This is a genomic window from Pseudonocardia sp. Cha107L01, from assembly GCF_052566575.1.
Window position 1 is genome coordinate 256,915 of the sequence record NZ_CP199579.1, and the last position, 21,540, is coordinate 278,454.

Genomic DNA, 21,540 nt, shown 5'->3' on the forward strand with positions numbered 1-21,540 from the left:
TCCGCCGACGAGCCGGCCGGGCCGATCGAGCCGGCCGGAGCTCCCGACGAGCCGGCCGGAGCGCCCGCCGAGCCGTTCGGGCCGACCGGGGTGGCCAGCCCGTCCACCACCGACGCGGTGGGCAGTGCGGCCAGCAGCGAACCGGCGACCACCAGCTTGCTGCGCCGCAGCCCGGAACCGATCACCACCTGCTCGGCGGCCGCCACCGCGCCGTCGAGGTAGACCGGCCAGTCCGCCGGCAGCCCGTACGGGGTGATCCCGCCGTACTCCATGCCCGTCTCGCCGGTGGCCACGTCGCGGGAGGCGAACGATGCCTTCCGCGCGTCCAGCAGCCGCCGCAGCACACCGTTGACGTCCGCCCGGGTGGTCGCCAGCACCAGGGCGGCGGCCATCCGGGTCTCACCGCCGCGCTTGCCGGCGATCAGTACACAGTTGGCCGACTCGGCCAGCGGCACCTGGTAGCGCTCGCAGAACGCGGCGGTGTCGGCCAGGTCGGGGTCGATCTCGGCGACCTGGATGGCGGAGCCGATCAGGTCCAGGCCGGCGATGGCGTCCCGCACTGGATCGGCCAACAGGTCGGGCCGATCCAGCGCGGGTACCAGAGTCAGTGCGTAGCTCACGGGTCCATCGTCGCGAACCCGCGACGGACCGGCGACAGGACGGTCAGCGGCCGAACGTGTCCGGGTCCGGCCCGGTGCGCTGACCGGTGTTCAGCGCCTCGACCGCGGCGAGATCGTCGGCGGTCAGCTCGAAGTCGAACACGTTGATGTTCTCCCGCATCCGGGCCGGGTTGACCGACTTCGGGAACACGATGTTGCCGACCTGCACCTGCCAGCGCAGCACCACCTGGGCGGGCGTCCGGCCGTACTTCTCGGCCAGCCCGGTCAGGGTCGCGTCGCCGAGGATCGAGCCCTTGGCGATCGGCGCCCACGCCTCGGTCGCGATGCCGTGCTCGGCGTGGTATTTGCGCAGCTCGGTCTGGGTGAGCAGCGGGTGCAGCTCGATCTGGTTGACCGCCGGGACCGTGTCGGTCTCCTTGGCCAGGCGGTCCAGGTGCGCGGGCTGGAAGTTGGACACCCCGATGCTGCGCGCCTTGCCGTCCGCGAGCAGCTTCTCGAAGCCCTTCCACGTCTGCACGTACCGGTCCTGGTGCGGCAGCGGCCAGTGGATCAGGAACAGGTCCACGTACTCGAGCCGCAGCTTCTTCAGGCTCTCCTCCAGCGTGGCGATCGCCGAGTCGAAGCCGTGGTTCTGGTTGTTCAGCTTTGTGGTGATGAACACCTCGCCCCGGGACAGCCCGGAGTCGGCGATCGCGTCTCCGACGCCCTCTTCGTTGCGGTACATCTGAGCGGTGTCGATGTGTCGGTAGCCGGCCTCGAACGCCTGCCGCACGGTCTGCGCGGTCTGGTCCGGGTCGACCTGGAAGACCCCGAAGCCGAACTGCGGGATCTCGACACCGTTGTTCAGCCGGAGATTTGGTACCTGAGTCATGCCCCGAAATCTACCTGTCATTACCTGATCCTGTGATGGGCAGACCTCAGGCGCCGAAGGTGTCCGGGTCCGGCCCGGTGCGGTGCCCGGCGTCCATCGCCTCGATGGCGTCCACGTCGTCATCGGCCAGCTCGAAGTCGAATACGTCGATGTTCTCCCGCATCCGGTCCGGGTTGACCGACTTGGGGAACACGATGTTGCCGACCTGCAGGTGCCAGCGCAGCACCACCTGCGCGGGGCTCTTGCCGTACTTGTCCGCGAGCGATGTGATCGTCTGTTCGCCCAGCACCTCGCCCTGGGCGATCGGGCTCCACGCCTCGGTCGCGATGCCGTGCTCGGCGTGGTATTTGCGCAGCTCGGTCTGGGTGAGCAGCGGGTGCAGCTCGATCTGGTTGACCGCCGGGACCGTGTCGGTCTCCTTCGCCAGGCGGTCCAGGTGCGCCGGCTGGAAGTTGGACACCCCGATGCTGCGCGCCCTGCCGTCCGCCAGCAGCTTCTCGAAGCCCTTCCAGGTCTCCACGTAGCGGTCCTGGTGCGGCAGCGGCCAGTGGATCAGGTAGAGGTCCACGTAGTCCAGCCGGAGCTTCTTCAGGCTCTCGTCCAGCGCGGAGATCGCCGAGTTGTAGCCGTGGGCGTCGTTGTTCAGCTTTGTGGTGACGAACACCTCGCCGCGGGACAGGTCGGAGTCCTTGATCGCCTCTCCGACGCCCTCCTCGTTGCCGTACATCTGCGCGGTGTCGATGTGCCGGTAGCCGGCGGCGAACGCCTCCCGGACCGCGCCGGCGGTCTCGGCCGGCGGGATCTGGAAGACCCCGAAACCGAACTGGGGGATCTCTGCGCCGGCGATCGCGCCGTTGTTCAACCGGATGTTGGGTACCTGGGTCATGCTGTGGAGCTACCCGTCCTCGGCGGCCGCTAACCCGTGGACCCACCTGGGAACGGATCCTCGGCCGAACCCACCCGGTCGGGTGGCCCGCCACGGCGCGCGCGGTAACGTCGGAACCCTGATGAGCGCGACCCTGCAGGCCACCGATCTCGCCGCCGGCCACGGCGCACGCACACTGTTCAGCGCACTCAACCTGATCGTCGCGCCGGGTGACGTGGTGGGGCTGGTCGGCGCGAACGGCGCCGGCAAGTCGACCCTGCTGCGGCTGCTCGCCGGATTGGACGAACCCGAGCAGGGGCGGATCGCGCTGGCTCCGCCGCAGGCCACCGTGGGTCTGTTGCGCCAGGAGCCGGAACGGCTCGACGGGGAGACGGTGCGCGACTTCCTGGCCCGGCGTACCGGGGTGGCCGACGCCCAGGCCGCGATGGACGAGGCCGCCACCGAGCTCGGCGAGGGCACCGAGGGGGCGGACGACCGGTACGCCACCGCACTCGAGCGTTGGCTCGCGCTCGGTGGCGCCGACCTGGACGACCGGGTCGACGCGGTCCTCGCCGAGGTGGGGCTCGACAGCGGCGCCGACGCGCTGATGACCGGCCTCTCCGGCGGTCAGGCCGCGCGCGCCGGGCTGGCCACACTGCTCGCCTCCCGTTACGACGTGCTGCTGCTGGACGAGCCGACGAACGACCTGGACCTGGACGGGCTGGCCCGGCTGGAGTCGTTCGTCGGTGGCCTGCGCGCCCCGGCGGTGATCGTCAGCCACGACCGGGAGTTCCTGGCCAGGACGGTGAACCGGATCGTCGAGCTGGACCTCGCACAGCAGAAGGTGGGCGTGTACCAGGGCGGGTACCAGGCCTACCTGGACGAGCGGGAGGTCGCCAGGCGGCATGCCCGGGAGGCCTACGAGCAGTACTCCGACACCGTGTCCGACCTGACCGAGCGGGCCCGCACCCAGCGCAACTGGATGGCCGCCGGGGTGCGCAACGCCCGCCGCAAGGCACCGGACAACGACAAGATCGGGCGCAACCTGCGCTCGGAGACCAGCGAGAAGCAGGCCGCCAAGGTGCGCCAGAGCGAGCGGCGTATCGAGCGGCTGGAGGTCGTCGAGGAACCGCGCAAGGAGTGGCAGCTGCGGATGACGATCGCCGCGGCGCCCCGCGCGGGAGCCGTGGTCGCGACCCTGCGCGCCGCCGTTGTCGAGCGCGGCGACTTCCGGCTGGGGCCGGTGGACGCCCAGGTGGATTGGGCGGACCGGATCGCGATCACCGGGGCGAACGGGTCCGGCAAGTCGACGCTGCTGGCCGCGCTGCTGGGCCGGCTGCCGCTGACGTCCGGCTCGGCCAGCCTCGGGGCCGGCGTGCGGGTCGGCGAGGTCGACCAGGTGCGCGGGCTGTTCCTGGGTGGCCAGTCGCTGGTGGAGGCCTTCCGCGCCGAGGTGCCCACCTGGTCCGAGCCGGACGTGCGCACCCTGTTGGCCAAGTTCGGCCTCACCTCGGTGCACGCCACCCGGCCGGCCGCGTCACTGTCACCCGGCGAGCGGACCAGGGCCGCACTGGCACTGCTGCAGGCCCGCGAGGTCAACCTGCTGGTGCTCGACGAGCCCACCAACCACCTCGACCTGCCGGCCATCGAGCAACTCGAGTCGGCGCTGGACTCGTTCCCCGGCACCCTGCTGCTGGTCACCCATGACCGCCGGATGCTGGACACGGTCCGCGTCACCCGGCGCTGGGCGGTCGCCGACGGCCAGCTGACCGAGAGCTGAACCCCCTGAGCTGAACCCTGTGAGTGGCCCGGGTGCTCATCGGCGGGCCGCCTGCCGCTGGGCCACCGCGTCGCGCAGCTGCAGCAGGTGTTCCCGGGTCAGTCGCTCGGCCCCGGCCCCGTCACCGTCCCGGACGGCGGTACAGATGGCCAGGTGTTCGGCGTAGTCGCGGCGCCGGTCCTCGATCAGTAGCCGAACCATCCGTTGCTCCTTGCTCCGGGCCGCGAGGAGCGAGTCGATCACCTCGAACAGCACCTGGTTGCCGGACGCGGCGGCCAGCTCCCGGTGGAAGTTCATTCCTCGGGCGGCGTCCGCCGGGTCCCGGACCGGGCGCTCGCGGCGCGCCGTCTCGGTGGCCAGCTCGAGGCGCGCCAGGTTGCCCTCGGTGCGGTGGCAGGCCGCCAGCGCGGCGATCCCCGGCTCGACGGTGAGCCTGGCCTCGACCAGTTTCAGGACCAGTTCGCCGTCCATCGGCGCGGTGTTGGGATTGGGCAGCACGGTGCGGTGGATCCCGGGGCCGACGTAGATCCCCGAGCCGTGCCTGAGCCGGACCGCGTCGGTAGCCTGCAGCCGGCGCAGCGCCTCGCGGATGGTCGGCGTGGTCACCGCGAACCGCCGCGCCAGCTCGCGCACCGTCGGCAGCAGATCTCCCGGTGCCAGTCGCTGCTCGGCGATCAGCTCCAGCAGCCCGGCGGCGAGCCGCTCGGAAAGGCTCGATATCTCGCTCCCGGTCATCAATTGACTAAATCACTTAACCAATCGCCCGGCGTGGGCTGCGGCATGCCGCAGCCCAGCGGATCAGGCCGGCCGGTCGAGACCGAGCGCGCGCACGGCCAGCTGGGCCAGGTGCACCGGCTCGCGCTGGCCGGCCTGGCGCAGCTGGGTGCGGCAGCTGAAGCCGTCGGCGAGCACCTCGACGCCCGGCTCGGCGGCCCGCACCGCCGGCAGCAGCACCCGCTCCGCGCAGGCCATCGACACCTCGTAGTGCCCCTTCTCGAAACCGAAGTTGCCGGCCAGCCCGCAGCAGCCGGAGTCCAGCACCGTGGCGTCCACGCCGAGAGCCTTGAGCACCGCGCGGTCGTCGTCGGCGCCGAGGTCGGCGTGTTGGTGGCAGTGCACCTGGACCAGCGCGCGCAGGCCCAGCGCCGTGTCGGACCGCTCGGCCAGCGTGTCGGTGTGCCCGGCGAGCACCTCGGCGAAGGTACGCACCGCGCCGGCCAGGTCGGCCGCCGCCGCGTCGGCCGGCAACAGCTCCGGCAGGTCGGCGCGCAGTGCCGCGGCGCAGCTGGGCTCCAGCACCACGATCGGCACTCCGTCGGCCAACCACGGGCGCAGTGTCGCCAGCGTGCGGCGGAGCACCGTGCGGGCGGCGTCGACCTGGCCGGTGGAGTACCAGGTCAGCCCGCAGCAGACCGGCCCGCCGGGGATCTCGACCCGGTAGCCCAGCGACTCGAGCACCGTCACGGCGTCGTGTGCGATGTGCGGGTCGAAGTGGTCGGTGAAGCTGTCCGGCCAGAGCACGATCCGCCGCCCAGCCCCCCGCGAGTCGGGGCTCTCAGCACCCTGAGTCGGGGCTCTCAGCACATCGGCCGGGTGTGCTGAGATCCCCGACTCGGTGTGCCGAGAGTCCCGACTCGCGCGGAAACGGGAGGTGAAGGTGCGCTGGGCGAGCGGTGGGATGTCCCGTTCCGGGGCGATGCCGCCGAGGCGTTTGGCCACCGACGCCAACCGAGGCCGCCGGGCCGCCGCGTTCAGTACCTTGGGCAGTCCCGGCACCCGCGCGGCCAGCCGCAGCCAGCGCGGCAGCGCGCCCATCGAGTAGTGCGACAGCGGGCGGAGCCGCCCCTTGTACCGCTGTGCCAGGAACTCGGTCTTGTAGGCGGCCATGTCCACGCCGACCGGGCAGTCCCGCTTGCAGCCCTTGCAGGACAGGCACAGGTCCAGCGCCTCGGCCACCTCCTCGGACTGCCAGCCATCCTTGATCACCGACCCGTTGGCCATCTCGAACAGCAGCCGGGCCCGCCCCCGGGTGGAGTGCATCTCCTCGCCGGTGGCCCGGAAGCTGGGGCACATCACGCCGCCGCTGGCGGTCACGCAGCGCCCCACCCCGAGACAGCGCCGGGTCGCCCTGGTGAAGCTGCCCCGGTCGTGCGCGAACGCCAGCAGCGGCCGGTCCGGCAGCGTCGGCATGCCGACGAAGACGCGCAGGTCCTCGTCCAGTTTGGCCGGCCGCACCACCCGCTCCGGGTTCATCCGGTCGTCCGGGTCCCAGATGCCCTTGAACTGCTCGAACCCGGCGATGATCTCCTTCGGGTACATCCGGGGCAGCAGCTCGGCGCGGGCCTGGCCGTCGCCGTGCTCACCGGAGAGCGACCCGCCGTGCGCCACCACGAGGTCCGCCGCGTTCTCCATGAACGACCGGAAGTTGGCGATGCCCGCCTTCGTGAGCAGGTCGAAGTCGATCCGCACGTGCAGGCAGCCGTCGCCGAAGTGGCCGTAGTAGACCCCGCGCCGGCCGTGCCCGGCCAGCACCGCGTCGAACTCACGCAGGTAGGCGCCGAACTTCTCCGGCGGCACCGCGGCGTCCTCCCAGCCCGGCCAGGCCTCGCCGCCCTCCGGCGAACGGGTCAGGATGCCGGCGCCGTCCTCCCGGATCCGCCACAGCGCGGCCATCGCCGCCGGCTCGCTGACCACCACGCTCGTCGCGCCGTACGGCTTCATCGCGCGGACCACCGCCTCGGCGGCCGCCTCCGCCTCCGCCCGGGTCGCGCCGCCGGTCTCCACGTACAGCCAGCCGCCGCCCTCGGGCAGCGCCCGGCTCGCGGTCTCACCCGGGTGCTGGGCGCGCAGCGCGGCGATCAGCCCGGCGTCCATGCCCTCGATGGTTAGCGGGTGGTGCTCGCGGACCACCATCACGTGGTCGGCGGCCAGGTAGGCGTCGGGGAAGCCGAGCACGGCCAGCGCACGGGCCGCCGGCGACTCCACCAGCCGCATCGTCGCGCCGAGCACCGTCACGCAGGTGCCCTCGGTACCGACCAGCGCCTTTGCCAGGTTGAACCCGTTCTCCGGCAACAGCTGGTCGAGGTTGTAGCCGGAGACGCGGCGGGTCAGCTCGGGGAAGGAGGTGCGCACGTCGTCGCCCAGCCGTTCGGCGAGGTCGCGCAGCGCGTCCGGGATCGCCCCGCCGACCGGGTTGCCGGGGCCGACCGTGAGCCGCTCGCCCCGGTAGGTGAGCACGTCCAGGGCCTGCACGTTGTCGACGGTCTTACCCCAGGCCACCGAGTGCGACCCGCAGGCGTTGTTGCCGATCATCCCGCCGAGCGTGCACCGGTTGTGCGTCGACGGGTCCGGGCCGAAGGTGAGCCCGTGCGGCCGGCCGGCGTCGCGCAGCGCGTCACAGACGACGCCGGGCTCGACGCGGGCGGTGCGCGCCTCCGGGTCCAGCTCCAGGATCCGGTTCAGGTGCTTGAAGTCGAGCACCACGGCGGTGTTCACCGCCTGCCCGCCGATGGACGTGCCGGCCCCTCGGGGCAGCACCGGGACGCCGTGCTCGCGGCACACCGCGATGGCCGCCTCGACGTCACCGGTGTCGCGTGGGGTGACCACGCCGATCGGCACCCGGCGGTAGTTGGACGCGTCCGCCGACCACATGGCGCGGCTGGCGGCGTCGAACCGGACCGTGCCGCTGACGGCCGCCGTGAGGTCGGCGTTCAGGTCGCGGGTGACAGGGGGAAGGTCGGGCAAGCTCACCTGATCAGTGTGACCCGCCGGCTGAACCGCCCGCGCCCGGCGTCGACGACCCGGGTTTCCCGCCGGTCGCCGGCTTGGCGGCCGGGGCGGTCGGGGTGGCCGGGGTGGCGGGCGAGTCGCCGTGGCCGTGGCCGTGTCCGTGCCCATGTCCGTGGCCGTGCCCGGCGGCCGGCGCGGCGGCACCCGGCCTCGGGTCGCCGGCGCGCAGGGGCGTGTCGTGGTAGCGGCCCTCGTGCGCCAGGATCGGGCGCTGGTCGCCGGCGATCTCCGGGTACTTCGCCTCCAGCCGCTGCCGGTTCTCCCACTGCCGGCGCATCCGGCCGACGTACTCGGTGTTGCCGTTGTAGACCCCTCGCCAGGTCTGCGGCATCGAGTCCTTGGCCAGCCCGGCGTCGGCCTGCCCGCCCAGGCTGAACCCGGCCGGGATCTTGCGGGTGGCACCGCCGCAGCCGGGGCAGGCCGGCTCCACCGCGTCGAACGAGGTCAGCTGCTCGAAGCGCAGCCCGCACTCCCCGTCATCGGCGCAGCGGTAGACGTAGATCGGCACAGCGGCACCCTCCCGCGGGTCGTGAGTGGCGAGTGGTCCCCGGGGACCACTCGCCACTCACGGGCTACCAGTTCGTGATCGAGTTGGTGAGGATGTTGGCGATGTCGTCCTCGGTCGGCGTCTTCGGGCAGGTCGCCAGCAGCCGCTGCTGCTTCATCGTCCCGGGCACCAGGTCCGGCACGTCCGACTCGGAGTAGCCGACGCCGCCGATGCCGTTCGGGATGTCGATGTCCCGCATCAGCCTGATCAGCACCGAGGGCAGCTGCTCGCTCGGGTCGTTGTGCTTCTCCGCGTCCGGGTCCATCAGCGCGGCGGCCCGCAGGTGACGCTCCGGGGCGCTGGCGAAGGAGAACCGGAACGCCTCCGGCGCGGTCAGCGACACCGACTGGCCGTGCGGCACCATCGGCTCGTCCGGCGGGTAGCCGGCCGGGATGTAGTCCTTGACCATGCCGGCGATCGGGTAGGCGTTGGCGTGCGGGATGTGCACCCCGGAGTTGCCGAAGCCCATGCCGGCGAAGGTCGCGGCCATCATCATGTTCGACCGCGCCTCCAGGTGGTCCGCGCCCTGGTGCACGGCGGTGCGGAACGAGCGCGCCAGCAGCTCCATGGCCCGCTCGCACCACAGGTCCGACACCGGGTTCGAGCCGCAGTAGGTGACCCGTTCCTCGGGCTGCTTGCGGTCGAAGCTGGTGTAGTACCGCGCGGTGTAGCTCTCCACCGCGTGGCAGACGATGTCCATCCCGGAGGCCGCGGTGACCTCCGCCGGCAGCGACATGGTCAGCAGTGGATCGATTACCGCGAGGGTGGGGCGCAGCCGCCAGTGGCTGATGCCGGTCTTGACCTTCATGGACAGGATGTCCAGCACGCACATCGCGGTGGACTCCGAGCCGGTGCCCGCCGTGGTCGGGATCGCGATGAGCGGTTTGAGCTGTCCCTCGGGCACCCGCGCGTTGCCGATCGGCTTGTTGATGTAGTCCATCAGCTCGCCGGGGTTGCTGGTCAGCAGGTTGATCGCCTTGGCGGTGTCGATCGCCGAGCCGCCGCCGATCGCGACGAAGCCGTCCCAGTCGCCCTGCGCGCGGGCGTACTCCACAGCCTTGTTCATCGAGTCGTCGGTCGGCTCGACGTGCACCCCGTCGAAAATCTCGGACTCGATCTTGTAGCGGCGCAGGTTGTCCGCGATGCGCTGCGGGGCGCCGAGTGAGTTGACTCCTGAGTCGGTGACGATCAGGACCCGCCGCACCCCGTAGCCGGACATCTCGAAACCGACCTCGTCGGCGGCACCGGCGCCGAACTTTAGCGGCGGCGCACCCCAGGTGAAGATCGTCTCCTCGGTGAGATCCACGCCCGGGTAACTCATGTGTAGGACTCCTTGGGGGCCACTCTCAGCTGGTGGATCTGCTCGGCGTCGTGCCCGAAGACCATCGTCGCGTTGGTCTGTTCTTGGATGCCGCGCAGCTTCTCGACCGAGGAGTAGAAGTCCTCCAGGTTGTTCACGATCGCCGCGGGCGTGGCCGGCGGGCCGAAGCTCTCACCCATGTACACCGCGTCCGAGGTGAAGATCATCGTGCCGGAGTCGGCCAGGTCCACCTGCATCGACATGGTGCCGACGGTGTGCCCGGGCGTCTCGATCAGCTTCACGCCGGGCAGGAACTCGGCGTCCCCGGAGACGGTCTGGAACTCCAGGCCCTCGTAGTCGGTCTTCAGGTGCGCGCCGGTGAACAGGCCGTCGAAGCCGAACGCGAACTCCTTCTCCCGCTCGTGGCAGACCAGCTTGGCGTTCGTGTTCTTGAACATCTGCGCGTTGCCGGCGTGGTCGAAGTGCAGGTGCGACAGGATCACGTAGTCGATCTCGTCCAGGCCGACACCCATCTGGTTCAGCCGCGAGTCGAGGTACTCGTCCTCGGCGACCTTGTCGTAGGGGAAGAAGTCCTGCAGGCCGGTCGGCCCCCAGCGCTCCTCCCAGTCGCGCGGGCAGCTGGTGTCCCAGAGGATCTTGCCCTCGTCCGTCTCCACGAGAACGCAGTGCGTGGGCACGTCCACCCACGGCTGTGGGGCGTCCTTGTGATGACGGTCGGTGATGGAGCGCCCGGGCTTGAGGAGCAACCAGGTCAGATCGGCGCTCATCGCCCCACAGGGGATGACGCTCACCTTGTTCGCTGTCGCCATGGCGGGGTCCCTTCGACACTGAGAGGGGTGCGGCTCGGTCCCGACAGTGGCATGCCACATGCCACTCGTCAATCTGTGCGCACCTGTTCATCAAGTCTCGATTTGAGACTTGATGAACAGGTGGGAGCACCGTCAGGACGGCTCGGACGAGGTCCACCCCAGGTCCACGTCCACCGCGCCGACGTCGTCGCCGGCCTCCTGCGCGACCAGCAGCTCAGCGGTGTGCAGGATGTGCGCGCGCATCGCCTCGGCGGCCCCGTCCGCGTCGCCGGCCAGCACCCGGTCCAGCACCGCGCGGTGCTCGGCGACGATGCCCTCCAGTGTCCGGGACTGGCGTGCGGTGGAGACACCCCGGCGCAGCACCATGTCGCGCAGCCCGTCGACGTACTCGGCGAGGCGGCCGTTGCCGGAGGCCTCCAGGAGCAACCGATGGAACCGCCGGTCGTGCTCCCACATCCGGAACTCGTCGTCCGCCGCCGCCGCCTTCTCCATCGCGGCGAACACCTGGCGCAGCTCGCGGGTGGTGGTCGCGCTCAGCAGTTTGACCGCGCGGCGGGTGGCCGGCACCTCCAGCAGCAGCCGCAGCGCGAAGACCTCTTCCAGGTCGTGCAGGGAGGTCTGCAGGATGCGCACGCCCCGATTGCGCTCGAAGCGCACCATGCCCTGCTGGGCGAGCTTGATCAGCGCCTCGCGGACCGGCGTGCGGGAGATCCCCAGCTGACCGGCCAGGGTGGCGACGGAGTGCAGAGTGCCCGGCGGCAGCTCGCCGGTGATCACCGCGGCGCGCAACGCATCGAGCACCTGCGCGTTGACGGAGGAGGACTGGCGTACCTGCTTCACCGGGCCCGCCGGGCGTCCGGGCGGCCGCCGAGCAGTGGCAGGCCACGGCCGATCATCGACTGAGCGTGGCACGCCACCCGGCGGCGGTCAACGAGCTCGCCGATGGCCCCGACTGCTCCGTATGGTGCGGGAGGCAGTACCCCGGATGGCGGTGTGCAAGCCGCGCCGGACGACCGAGACGCTCAACCCCGGGCTGCCTGGCGCGCCCAGCTGCCCGAGCTACCTCCTCTCAGGTGACACGCGTCATACCCCAATCGGGTGACAATGCGGGAGGTGTGCGGCCCGGGACGCTAGGGACCGATGTGCCGAATCGAGACTTGCGTTAACAGTAGTTGCGAGCGGAATCACTGTGCGCTGGCTCACGAAAGTGTCGTGACCTGCGGAAACAACAAAGTCACCGAGTTGAATTTCACCAATGTAATTCGAATGGCCTAGTGGTCCAAGCGATGGCTAACAGCCCGCGACATTGGTCCGACAGTCGCAAATGGAATGTGCCGCAGTATCGAGCCCAGGAATTCGTCGTTAACCCAGCCAAGAAGCCGTGCCGTATGTGAGACACGGCCGGCGCAGCAAGCGATTGGGGGATGTCGCCATGGAGCTCAGGTCCGACATTGCTGCCGCGACGACCCGCATGACATCGGGCTACGAGGTTCAGCGCGAGATCCGTCAGCTCGGCGCGTACCTGCGCGAGGGCGAGACGGTGCAGCGGCTGGCCGCCGGCATCTACGGAGCCGGCGCCGGGCTGCTCGCGGTGACCGACCACCGGGTCCTGCTGCTCCGGGACGGCCGCAGCGGACAGGCCAGCGAGGGTTTCCCGCTGGAGCGGGTGTCCGCCGCCGAGTGGATCGCCGACGGCCCCCTGGGCACCATCACGGTCTCCGACTCCAACACGACCGCTGAGCTCCGGGACGTGCCGACCGCCGACGGTGCCGAAGTGGTCGGCTTCATCCGCTCGCTGACCGGCCCGCAGGCCGACGTGCCGCCGAGCAGGCGCTGGACGAACTTCGCCGCACCGCGCGGGATGGGCCCAGCCGGCCCGGGCGCGACCGGACCGGTCGCCCCGCTCGCCGACAACGCCGGCCCGAACCGCACGTCGCCGCGGTCGCGGGCGGTGCCCACCCAGTCCGGTCTCGGCCCGGGCGGCCTGCCCTCCCGGATCGCCGCCCAGCACACCGGTGGCTACCCCACACCGGCGCAGTACGCGCCGAACTTCCCCGCCTCGGCGACCGCCGACGCCCTCGCCAGGGGCGCGGTACCGATCTCGGTACTGGCCCGCACCACGGCGATCCCGGCCCAGCAGCTGTCGGTGGAGCAGTCGCGGGTCGAGCAGTCCGCCGGACAGTTCACCGTGGGGCAGCCCGGGGTCGAGCAGTCTGTCGAGCAGCCCTGGGTGGGACAGTCCCGGGCCCAGCACTCGGTCGAACAGGCGAGGGTCGAGCAGGCGGGGGTCGAGCAGTCGCTCGAACAGTCCCGGGTGGAGCACTCCGGCCCGATCGGCAGCCCGGAGGTCATGGCCGGTGAGGTGCCGGTCAGCTTATTAGCCGCCGAGGCGACCGTGTCTCTGCACGCCGCCCCGGCCGGCGAGGACCTGACCGGCTCGGACGCCGAGGCGACCATGGCGGTCCCGAGGGCCGGCGCCGAGTCGACCGACGAGGCAGAGGCGGACGGCGAACGGCCGCAGCCGATCAGCTGGAGCGCGCCCGCGAAGTCCCGAGGCGGTGCGGCACCCGGGAGCACCGAGTCGCGCACCGTGAACCTGCGCCGACCGGTCCGCCTCGAGGCCAAGAACCGGCCACCGAACGCCGAACCCGGCACCGGCCCCGGCGCACTCGCCCGGAGCAAGAAGTGGATCTGGCTCGGCGCCGGCGCGGCCGGCCTGATCGGGCTGGCCGCACTCGGCAGCGCGAAGCTGATCTCCACCGGGGAGCCCGGCCCGGCCTCGGTCAGCCCGGCCCCGGCCGCGGTGGACTCGGCGGTCGGCCCGGTGGTCACCGTCACGAAGGTCATCGACGGCGACACCGTCGAGGTGTCCGGGCCGGTCAACGGCATCGTCGAGGTGCTCGGCATCGTGGCGCCGCGGCTGGACAAGGACCAGTGCGGAGCGGCCACCTCGAAGGCCTTCGCGGTCAAGACGCTGAACAACACCACCGTCACCCTGGTCACCGACCCGTCCCAGCCGGCCACCGACCACGGCGGCAACAAGCTCGCCTTCCTGCGGCTGCCGGACGGCGCGGACTACTCGGTGGTCGCCGTCGAGGCGGGCATGGCCCGGTACTACGAGAGCCCGCAGCCGGTGGGCAACGCCGCGGCCATCAAGGCGGCCGAGGCGGACGCCGAGAAGAAGAGCGCCGGTCTGTGGGCCGCGCCGTGCCACGGCAAGTTCAGCGGCACGGGCACGACCAGCGGCACCAGCAGCGGCACGACAAGCGGATCAAGCACCGGATCGAGCTCCGGCACCGGTGCCTCGCACGCCTCCGAGACGACCTCGGTGAAGCCCAGCTCGACCCGGACCAGCCGGGTCACCTCCGAGGATTCCTCGACCGCCGGCAACTGATCAGCGGCCCGCAAAGGTCCCCGGCCGGCGCGGGCGCACACCCGGCGCCACCGCCCAGTCACGGCCAGACCCGGCCCTGACTGGGCGGCCCCATATTGTGGTGCCCCGTGAGCACTGAGACTTCGGTGTCGGAGACCTTCGACCCAGCCGCCTGGCGGCTGATCGACGGCTTCGACTTCGCCGACATCACCTACCACCGCCACGTCGACGCCGGCATCGTGCGGATCGCGTTCAACCGGCCCGAGGTCCGCAACGCGTTCCGCCCCGGCAGCGTCGACGAGCTCTACCGGGCGCTGGACCACGCCAGGATGAGCTCCGACGTGGGGTGTGTGCTGCTCACCGGCAACGGCCCGGCCCCCAAGGACGGCGTGTGGGCCTTCTGCTCCGGCGGTGACCAGCGGATCCGGGGGCGCACCGGATACCAGTACGCCAGCGGCGAGACCGCCGACACGGTGGACCCGGCACGGGCCGGCCGGCTGCACATCCTGGAGTGCCAGCGGCTGATCCGGTTCATGCCCAAGGTGGTCATCGCCGTGGTCAACGGCTGGGCGGCCGGCGGCGGGCACAGCCTGCACGCGGTGTGCGACCTCACACTGGCCTCGGCCGAGCACGCCCGGTTCAAGCAGACCGACTCCGACGTGGGCTCGTTCGACGGCGGCTACGGGTCGGCGTACCTGGCGCGGCAGGTCGGCCAGAAGTTCGCGCGCGAGATCTTCTTCCTCGGCCGGACCTACACCGCCGAGCAGATGCACCAGATGGGCGCGGTCAATGAGGTGGTGCCGCACGCGGACCTCGAGGCCACCGCGATCCAGTGGGGCCGCGAGATCAACAGCAAGTCGCCGACCGCACAGCGGATGCTCAAGTACTCGTTCAACCTGATCGACGACGGCCTGGTCGGCCAGCAGCTGTTCGCCGGCGAGACGACCCGGCTGGCCTATATGACCGACGAGGCCGTAGAGGGTCGGGACGCGTTCCTGCAGAAGCGTGCGCCCGACTGGTCCGCCTATCCCTGGTACTACTGACCCCCCGTGAGTGGTGCACAGATGCAGGTGGTGCGGTGTGACGGCTCGCCGGCGTCGGTCGCCAAGCTGACCCGGGCGCTGGCCGAGGCACTGGCCGGCGGGCCGGCGGTGCTGCCGGTCGACGGTGCCGTACCCGCCGGCACCGCCGACATCGGCTGGGCCGCCGGTCTGCCGGAGCCCGGGCCCGGTGCGGCGCTGGTCATCGAGACCTCCGGGTCCACCGGCGGCCCGAAGCGGGTGGTGCTGTCCTCGGCCGCGCTGCGTGCCTCGGCGGCGGCGACCCACCGGCGGCTCGGCGGCCCGGGGCACTGGCTGCTGGCTCTGCCGGCGCACCACGTCGCGGGCGCCCAGGTCATCTCCCGGGGACTGATCGCCGGGCACCGGCCCACCGTGCTCGACAGCGCGGGCGGGTTCCGTCCCGAGCGGTTCGGCGCCGTCGCCGGCGAGCTGCTGGCCGCCACCACCGGCGAGCGCCGCTACACCTCGCTGGTGCCCACCCAGCTGCACCGGGTGCTCGGTGAGGGCGGCGGCAGCGCGTTGGCTGCGCTGCGCGGCTTCGACGCGGTGCTGGTGGGCGGTGCGGCGGCACCGCGGTCCCTGCTCGCCGAGGCTCGCGCCGCCGGTGTCGCGGTGGTCACCACCTACGGCATGAGCGAGACCGCCGGCGGCTGCGTGTACGACGGGACGCCGCTGGACGGCGTGCGGGTCCGGCTCGACCCCGCCGACGCCCGCATCTCACTGTCCGGCCCGATGTTGGCCAGCGGCTACCTCGGCGACCCGGCGCGCACCGCCGAGGTGTTCGGCGACGGCTGGTTCCACACCTCCGACCTGGGCCACTCGGACCCGGACGGTCGGCTCCGGGTGCTCGGCCGGGTCGACGATGTGATCATCACCGGTGGCGAGAAGGTGCACCCGGCCGCCGTGGAGCGGGTGCTGACCGCGCAGCCGGGGGTGCGCGCGGCCTGCGTGGTCGGGCTGGCCGACCCGGAGTGGGGACAGTTGGTCGCCGCCGCGGTGGTCTGCGCCGACCCGGCCGGCCTGGACGCCGGTGGGCTGGGCAACGCGGTCCGCGCCGAGCTGGGGGCCGCCTCGGTGCCCCGGCTGATGCGCGAGCTGGCCGAACTGCCGGTACGCGGGATCGGCAAGCCGGACCGGGCCGAAGTGGTCCGACTGCTCGCCGGCAGCAGCTGACCTCAAGCTCTCCCGTGCCCCGGGCGCACCACCTACAGCACAAATCCCACAGAGAGACACGTGCCACTCAATGATTCATTCGTCAACTGCGTCGCATTCACTCGTCAAGACAATTTGATACCGCAAACATTCGCTATCCGCGCGGCCGGATCCCCCGATTCGGGCGCCTAGTCCTCCGTTCGGGTAGGCACACCCCGGGCCGATCCGCAACTCGAAACCGAACACGGTGTGGATTATTCTCGCTGACCGATTACCAGGGCGATCCATTAGTGACAGAAGTTAGGTATTTGCATCGGCAAGCCTCACCGACCCCGCGCGCCGACCGAGACGTCCCCTCCCCCGGGGTCCGGTACACGTTCCGGGCACTCACCCTGGGTTGATTGACCATTACAGATCTTTTCGATCAACTCTCGCCGTGCCCGGCAGGCTGCCCACCGTCCTGCTCACCGCGCTGTCCACCCTGCTGGCGAGCGCGCTCACCGCCGCGCCCGCGAACGCCGAGACCCCGAGCGTGGACTGGGTGGCCAACCTGGACCAGGGCCACGGGGTCGGCGTCGCCTATGCCAACGGCGCGCTCCGGCTCACCGCCGCCACCGGCCTGCTCACCCTGCCGGCCCGCCCGCTCGCCCGGCCGGTCGGCCGGCTCAGCACCCAGCTCGACGCGGCCACCCCACCCGGCGCCACCGCCGAGGTCGACGTGCGCGGCCGGCTGCCCGGTGGCCGCTGGACCGAGTGGCTGCCCACCCGGCCGAACACCCCGACCACACTGCCCGGCCCGAGCAGCCTGGTGCAGCTGCGGGTGCTGCTGACCGCACCGGCGGCGGGGGCCGGCGCCGCGCGGCCCGAGGTGCGTGGGCTTCGGGTGCACGGCGAGGTGGTACCCGGCCTGCGGGTCGCCGCGCCGGCCCAGGCGGCCAGCTACCGGGTGTTCGCCACCCGCGAGGGCCTGGTGGACGGGCACACCGCCAACGGGCACCGGATCGTCCCGCACGACCTGTTCGTGGCACTGCCCTCGTGGCGCTCACTGGCCGACGAGGACGGGTCCGAGTACAGCGTCAAGGTGTGCTCGGCCGGCGGCAGGTGCGCATGGGCGCCGGTCTGGGACGTCGGGCCGTGGAACACCAGGGACGACTACTGGAGCGGGCACCGGGAGCAGTGGCACGACCTGCCCCAGGGCGTACCGGAGGCGCAGGCCGCGTACCGCGACGGCCACAACGACGGCAAGGACGGCACCGGGCGCGCCGTGGGCAACCCGGCCGGGATCGACCTGTCCGACGGGTTGTTCGACGCGGCGCTCGGGCTGACCGACAACTCCGAGGTCACGGTCAGCTACCTGTGGACCGGCGGCCCGGCGTTGAGCACGGTGGACGCCGGCGACCAGCAGACCGACACCGGCGCGGCGAGCGCGGCCGACTCCGGCGCGGGCACCGACGACTCGGTCACCGGCGACTCGGTCACCGGCGACTCCGGGGCCGGCGGGGGCACCAGAGACTCCGACGCCGGCGGGGGCGGGCTCAGCCCGGAGCGGGCCGTCGCGGTGCGCAGCGCTCCGGCCGCCGGCGCACCGACCGTCGGTGTGGCGGCCGACAACGCCGGCGTGCCGGTCGAGTGCGCCACGCCCAACGGCTGGCTCCGGATCGGCACCTATCAGTACCTGCCGGCCAGCGCCGTCGACCTGGCCGACGACACCGCCGTCGGACCGTGCTGACGCCCCAACCGCTGACCCGTACAGATCCCCGGCCCGATCACCCGCTCCGGCCCCGGTGACGATCTCTGTGACGATGCGCGCGCGCTGATCTCCGCGCCCGCCGTGCCAGGTACGGTGATCCGGTGGCGACCGTGGCGCAATGGGTGCAGGGCGCCCGACCCCGCACCCTCCCGAACGCGGTGGCCCCGGTGCTGGTCGGGACCGGTGCGGCGATCGGCACCGGCGCGGTGCGGCCGGGTTTCGCACTGCTGGCGCTGCTGGTCGCGGTGGCGATGGTGATCGGCGTCAACTACGCCAACGACTACTCGGACGGAACCCGGGGCACCGACGACGACCGGGTCGGCCCGCTGCGGCTGGTCGGCTCCGGGGTGGCCGCCCCGAGCGCGGTCCGCACCATGGCGTTCGGCTGGCTGGGGCTGGCGATGCTGGCCGGCGTGGTGCTGGTGGCGCTGAGCGGGACGTGGTGGCTGCTCATCGTCGGCGCGGTCTGCGTACTCGGCGCGTGGTTCTACACCGGCGGCAAGCACCCCTACGGTTATCTCGGCCTCGGCGAGGTCGCGGTGTTCCTGTTCTTCGGGCCGGTCGCCGTGTTGGGTACCGCCTACGTGCAGAGTGGCCCGCCGGGCGCGCTGAGCCTGATCGGGGCCATCGGCGTCGGCATGCTGTCCTGCTCGGTGCTGGTGGCGAACAACCTGCGGGACATCGAGTCGGACGAAGAGGTCGGCAAGCGCACCCTCGCGGTGCTGCTCGGCGACCGCGACACCCGGCGCCTCTACGCCGCGCTGGTCGGCATCCCGATGCTGCTCAGCGTGGTCGGCGCGATCGCCAACCCGTGGCTGCTGCTCGGCCTGATCGCCGCGCCGCTGGCCTACTCACCCGTTCGGCGGGTGCTGAACGGAGTTCGGGGACGCGACCTCATCGCCGTCCTGGGCAGCTCCGGTGCGGTCATGCTGGTCTGGTCGCTCGGCACCGCCGTCGGCCTCGCCCTGGCCCTCTTGGACTGAGCCCTCCTGGACTGAGACCGAGCCGTCCCGCTCCCGCGCCTCGCGCTCACCGCTCAGTTGGGACCGCAGCCGGGCCTTCTGCTCCTTGCGCCGCTGGCCGGTGACCGCCATGGCCGCGTCCAGCTCCCGGCGCAGCTTCGGGAACAGCACCAGTGACAGCGGCAGCGCGACCACCAGTGCCACCATCACCGCAACCAGCAGCGGCACCCCGACCAGCACCAGCACCACCGTCAGCGCGGCCACCAGGGTGAGTCGGGCCGAGCCGTAGCGCGCGATGGCTACGGCCAGTGAGCGCGGCGGCGAGTCAAGGGGCGAGTCTGGCGATCGAGGGGGCTCGGCTGTCACACGACGAGCCTACGGATAACCCACTCGGGAGCCCCATCGCCCGGCAACTCTGACCCGATCGGTCACTGTGTGGTGAACGAGTGGCTGGCCTTCACCCCAGCAGAACCCCGGCTGAGTTAGCCTCATGGGAGGAGGTGGTCGACATGCTGTTCCTCATCGCGCTGGCCGCCGCGGCAATCGTTGGCTTTGTGCTGTGGAAGGCGATGACCGATCAGCCGTCTCGGACGTCGACCCGTTCCAACGCACCGCGCCGCTCCGCCGCGCCAGATGATGACCCGGAGTTCCTGCGGCAGCTCGACGAGCGGCTGCGCCGCGAGGGCGAGGACCCACCCCGCCGGCGCTGAGCGGGTACGGCTGGCTCAGGACCTGGCCAGGCTCGCCTGGCTCAGGAACTGAGCGGGTTCGCCTTGCTCAGGACCTGACGCCTGGCTCAGGAATCGGTCAAGCGAACCTCAAGTCTTCGTCAACTCCACCCAACCGCCGCCCTGCCGGGCATAGTCTGCTGACCAGGACGTTCGGTCGCAAAGCCCGGCAACGGCGGTGATCTCGCCGCGCCCCGGCTTGAGCTTGGCCGACGTTCGCCGGCTCTGAAGGGGGGAGTCGGCGGACGTCGGTCCACCGACCCCCTCCAGTTAGGCCGGTGAGTGCGGGAAGGCGTCCGCCACCGAGGCGGCAAGCTCCAGCAGGGCGACCCGGGTGGCCGGCGACAACCGGTCCAGGTCCAGCTCGGCCCCCTCTTCCAGGTGGCTGTCGTACGGGATGCGGACCACCTTGCGGCAGCGCGCCGCGAAGTGCTCGGCCACCCGGTCCAGGTCGACCTGCCCGGAGGACCGACGCACCGAGTTGATCACGGCGACCGAGTTGCCGACCAGGTCACCGTGCCCGTGCGCGTCCAGCCAGTCCATGGTGGCCGAGGCGCTGCGCGCGCCGTCGATCGAACCGGACGACACGATGACCAGCGCATCGGCGAGCCCGAGCACCCCGTACATCGCGGAGTGCATCAGCCCGGTCCCGCAGTCGGTGAGCACGATGTTGTAGAAGTGCTCCAGCAGGGTCACCGTGCGCCGGTAGTCCTGCTCGCTGAACGCCTCGGACACCGCCGGGTCCTGCTCGCTGGCCAGCACCTCCAGCCGGGACGGCCCCTGCGAGGTGTAGGCCCGCACATCCGTGTAGCGGCGCACCCGCTGCGAGTCACGCAGCAGGTGGCGGACCGTGGCGCTGGTCTCCAGCGGGATCTTCTGGCTGAGCGTGCCCCGGTCCGGGTTGGCGTCCACCGCGATCACCCGGTCGCCGCGCAGCGAAGCGAACGTGGCGCCCAGCGTCGCGGTCACCGTGGTCTTGCCGACACCACCCTTGAGGCTGAGCATGGCGATCTTGTAGCAGCCGGCGAGCGGCTGGTTGACCTCGGTGGTCAGCTCGCGCTGACGCAGGTCGATCGGCCCCTCACCCAGGTTGATCAGGCCACCGGTCAGGCGGAAGAGCACCCGCCGCCAGCCGGTCCTCGGCGGGCGGCGGGCGGGCCGCAGCAACCGCGCCGTGTTCAGGTCGCCTCGGTCGCGAAGCTCCCCGGTGCGGGCGCGCTGCGCCTGCTGTGCGGCGAGCGCGCCGGGCTCCACCCACCGGGCCGCCGGCCTCGGCTCCTCCGGCCGGGGCGCCGGTGCGGGCTCGGCGGGGCGGGGGTCCTCCGGTTCCGGCCAGCTGGCGACCACCGGTTCGCGGTAGCCGGTCGGCGTCGGCTCCTCCGGCGGGGCGTACCGGCCGTTGGTCCACGTCTCCGGCCGCACCGGGCCGAGTTCGAAGTCCTCGTCCTCCTCGGTGTGCACCTCGGGGCCGGCGGCGGCCGGCTCGATCTCGGTCACCGGTACGGCACCGGCGTGCGGATCGGGCCGGGCGGCCGGCGGCTGGGCGATGGGCGGCTGGGTGACGGGCGGCTGGGTGAGGGCCGGCGGTTCGGGCTGCTCGACCGCGCGCTGCTCATCGCCGACGTCGGACGGGTCGGGCCAGGACGGGTGCCGCGCGGCGCCGGGGTCGACCGGAGCGGGCCACGAGGGCGGCGTCTCGGTCTCGCTGCCAGCTTCGGCCGACGTCTCGAACCAGGACGGGTGCCGGTCGGTCCTCGCCGACTGGACCGGTGCCGAGTGGACCGGTGGCGGCTCGACCGGGTGCGGCGGGGCACCCGCGCCGTTGGCGGGTACCCGGATCGCGTCGAGCAGGCTCTCCAGCTCGTCGGTGTGGCGCATCGTGTTCGGTGACAGAGCCGGTGACAGAGCCGGT

At 71.9% G+C, this 21,540-nt stretch carries 16 protein-coding genes and 2 pseudogenes; 7 read left to right on the top strand and 11 right to left on the bottom strand.

Translation table 11 applies throughout. The features are described from left to right. Nucleotides 1-92: 92 nt before the first annotated feature. The 3 genes and pseudogenes from ACTXG6_RS01275 to ACTXG6_RS01285 all read right to left on the bottom strand — a co-directional run. Nucleotides 93-620 (bottom strand): annotated as a pseudogene (locus ACTXG6_RS01275) (YbaK/EbsC family protein); the annotation flags it as partial. A 43-nt stretch (nt 621-663) separates the two neighbouring features. Next, nucleotides 664-1,491 carry an aldo/keto reductase gene (locus ACTXG6_RS01280; RefSeq protein WP_445185907.1) on the bottom strand — a complete coding sequence of 276 codons (828 nt, stop codon included), beginning with the start codon at nt 1,489-1,491 and terminating at the stop codon, nt 664-666. Between the two features lie 46 nt (nt 1,492-1,537). Beyond that, a complete protein-coding gene (locus ACTXG6_RS01285) occupies nt 1,538-2,377 on the bottom strand; it encodes an aldo/keto reductase (RefSeq protein ID WP_445185908.1) in 840 nt (279 codons plus the stop codon). 121 nt (nt 2,378-2,498) lie between these two features. Here ACTXG6_RS01285 and ACTXG6_RS01290 point away from each other — a divergent pair, with 121 nt between their 5' ends. Next, nucleotides 2,499-4,136: an ABC-F family ATP-binding cassette domain-containing protein gene (locus ACTXG6_RS01290; RefSeq protein WP_445185909.1), complete on the top strand. Its 1,638-nt coding sequence runs from the start codon at nt 2,499-2,501 to the stop codon at nt 4,134-4,136. Between the two features lie 36 nt (nt 4,137-4,172). Here ACTXG6_RS01290 and ACTXG6_RS01295 read toward each other — a convergent pair whose 3' ends face one another. The 6 genes from ACTXG6_RS01295 to ACTXG6_RS01320 form a co-directional block, all read right to left on the bottom strand. Further along, a complete protein-coding gene (locus ACTXG6_RS01295; RefSeq protein WP_445185910.1) occupies nt 4,173-4,871 on the bottom strand; it encodes a FadR/GntR family transcriptional regulator in 699 nt (232 codons plus the stop codon). Between the two features lie 63 nt (nt 4,872-4,934). After that, on the bottom strand, nt 4,935-7,787 hold the full coding sequence (locus ACTXG6_RS01300) for an FAD-binding and (Fe-S)-binding domain-containing protein (protein WP_445190315.1): 2,853 nt from the start codon (nt 7,785-7,787) through the stop codon (nt 4,935-4,937). A 103-nt stretch (nt 7,788-7,890) separates the two neighbouring features. Further along, on the bottom strand, nt 7,891-8,433 hold the full coding sequence (locus ACTXG6_RS01305; RefSeq protein ID WP_445185911.1) for an FmdB family zinc ribbon protein: 543 nt from the start codon (nt 8,431-8,433) through the stop codon (nt 7,891-7,893). 64 nt (nt 8,434-8,497) lie between these two features. After that, nucleotides 8,498-9,793: a hydroxyacid-oxoacid transhydrogenase gene (locus ACTXG6_RS01310; RefSeq protein WP_445185912.1), complete on the bottom strand. Its 1,296-nt coding sequence runs from the start codon at nt 9,791-9,793 to the stop codon at nt 8,498-8,500. Then, nucleotides 9,790-10,602, bottom strand: a complete 813-nt coding sequence (locus ACTXG6_RS01315) for an N-acyl homoserine lactonase family protein (RefSeq protein WP_445185913.1) — start codon at nt 10,600-10,602, stop codon at nt 9,790-9,792. Before ACTXG6_RS01315 ends, ACTXG6_RS01310 begins: the two co-directional genes overlap by 4 nt. A gap of 132 nt (nt 10,603-10,734) precedes the next feature. Beyond that, nucleotides 10,735-11,442 (bottom strand): GntR family transcriptional regulator, encoded by a 708-nt coding sequence (locus ACTXG6_RS01320; RefSeq protein WP_445185914.1) that lies wholly within the window; start codon nt 11,440-11,442, stop codon nt 10,735-10,737. Nucleotides 11,443-12,034: 592 nt separating this feature from the next. On the opposite strand from ACTXG6_RS01320, the gene ACTXG6_RS01325 reads away from it, so the two are divergent. From ACTXG6_RS01325 to ACTXG6_RS01345, 5 genes are all read left to right on the top strand, one after another. Then, entirely contained in the window at nt 12,035-13,996 is a 1,962-nt protein-coding gene (locus ACTXG6_RS01325; RefSeq protein ID WP_445185915.1) for a thermonuclease family protein, read from the top strand. Between the two features lie 107 nt (nt 13,997-14,103). Continuing rightward, nucleotides 14,104-15,018, top strand: a complete 915-nt coding sequence (locus ACTXG6_RS01330) for a 1,4-dihydroxy-2-naphthoyl-CoA synthase (protein WP_445185916.1) — start codon at nt 14,104-14,106, stop codon at nt 15,016-15,018. 21 nt (nt 15,019-15,039) lie between these two features. Then, nucleotides 15,040-16,209 (top strand): o-succinylbenzoate--CoA ligase, encoded by a 1,170-nt coding sequence (gene menE, locus ACTXG6_RS01335; protein WP_445185917.1) that lies wholly within the window; start codon nt 15,040-15,042, stop codon nt 16,207-16,209. Nucleotides 16,210-16,624: 415 nt separating this feature from the next. Then, nucleotides 16,625-17,917, top strand: a complete 1,293-nt coding sequence (locus ACTXG6_RS01340; protein ID WP_445185918.1) for a hypothetical protein — start codon at nt 16,625-16,627, stop codon at nt 17,915-17,917. Nucleotides 17,918-18,039: 122 nt separating this feature from the next. Next, the gene (locus ACTXG6_RS01345) at nt 18,040-18,921 is read left to right on the top strand and encodes a 1,4-dihydroxy-2-naphthoate polyprenyltransferase (protein ID WP_445185919.1); all 882 of its coding nucleotides are present in this window, start codon (nt 18,040-18,042) and stop codon (nt 18,919-18,921) included. Nucleotides 18,922-19,020: 99 nt separating this feature from the next. Here ACTXG6_RS01345 and ACTXG6_RS01350 read toward each other — a convergent pair. Further along, nucleotides 19,021-19,266 (bottom strand): annotated as a pseudogene (locus ACTXG6_RS01350) (DUF4229 domain-containing protein); the annotation flags it as partial. Between the two features lie 143 nt (nt 19,267-19,409). On the opposite strand from ACTXG6_RS01350, the gene ACTXG6_RS01355 reads away from it, so the two are divergent. Next, nucleotides 19,410-19,610, top strand: a complete 201-nt coding sequence (locus ACTXG6_RS01355; RefSeq protein WP_445185920.1) for a hypothetical protein — start codon at nt 19,410-19,412, stop codon at nt 19,608-19,610. Nucleotides 19,611-19,898: 288 nt separating this feature from the next. Here the strand turns inward: ACTXG6_RS01355 and ACTXG6_RS01360 are convergent, their stop codons facing one another. After that, entirely contained in the window at nt 19,899-21,125 is a 1,227-nt protein-coding gene (locus ACTXG6_RS01360) for a nucleotide-binding protein (RefSeq protein WP_445190316.1), read from the bottom strand. Nucleotides 21,126-21,540: the final 415 nt, after the last annotated feature.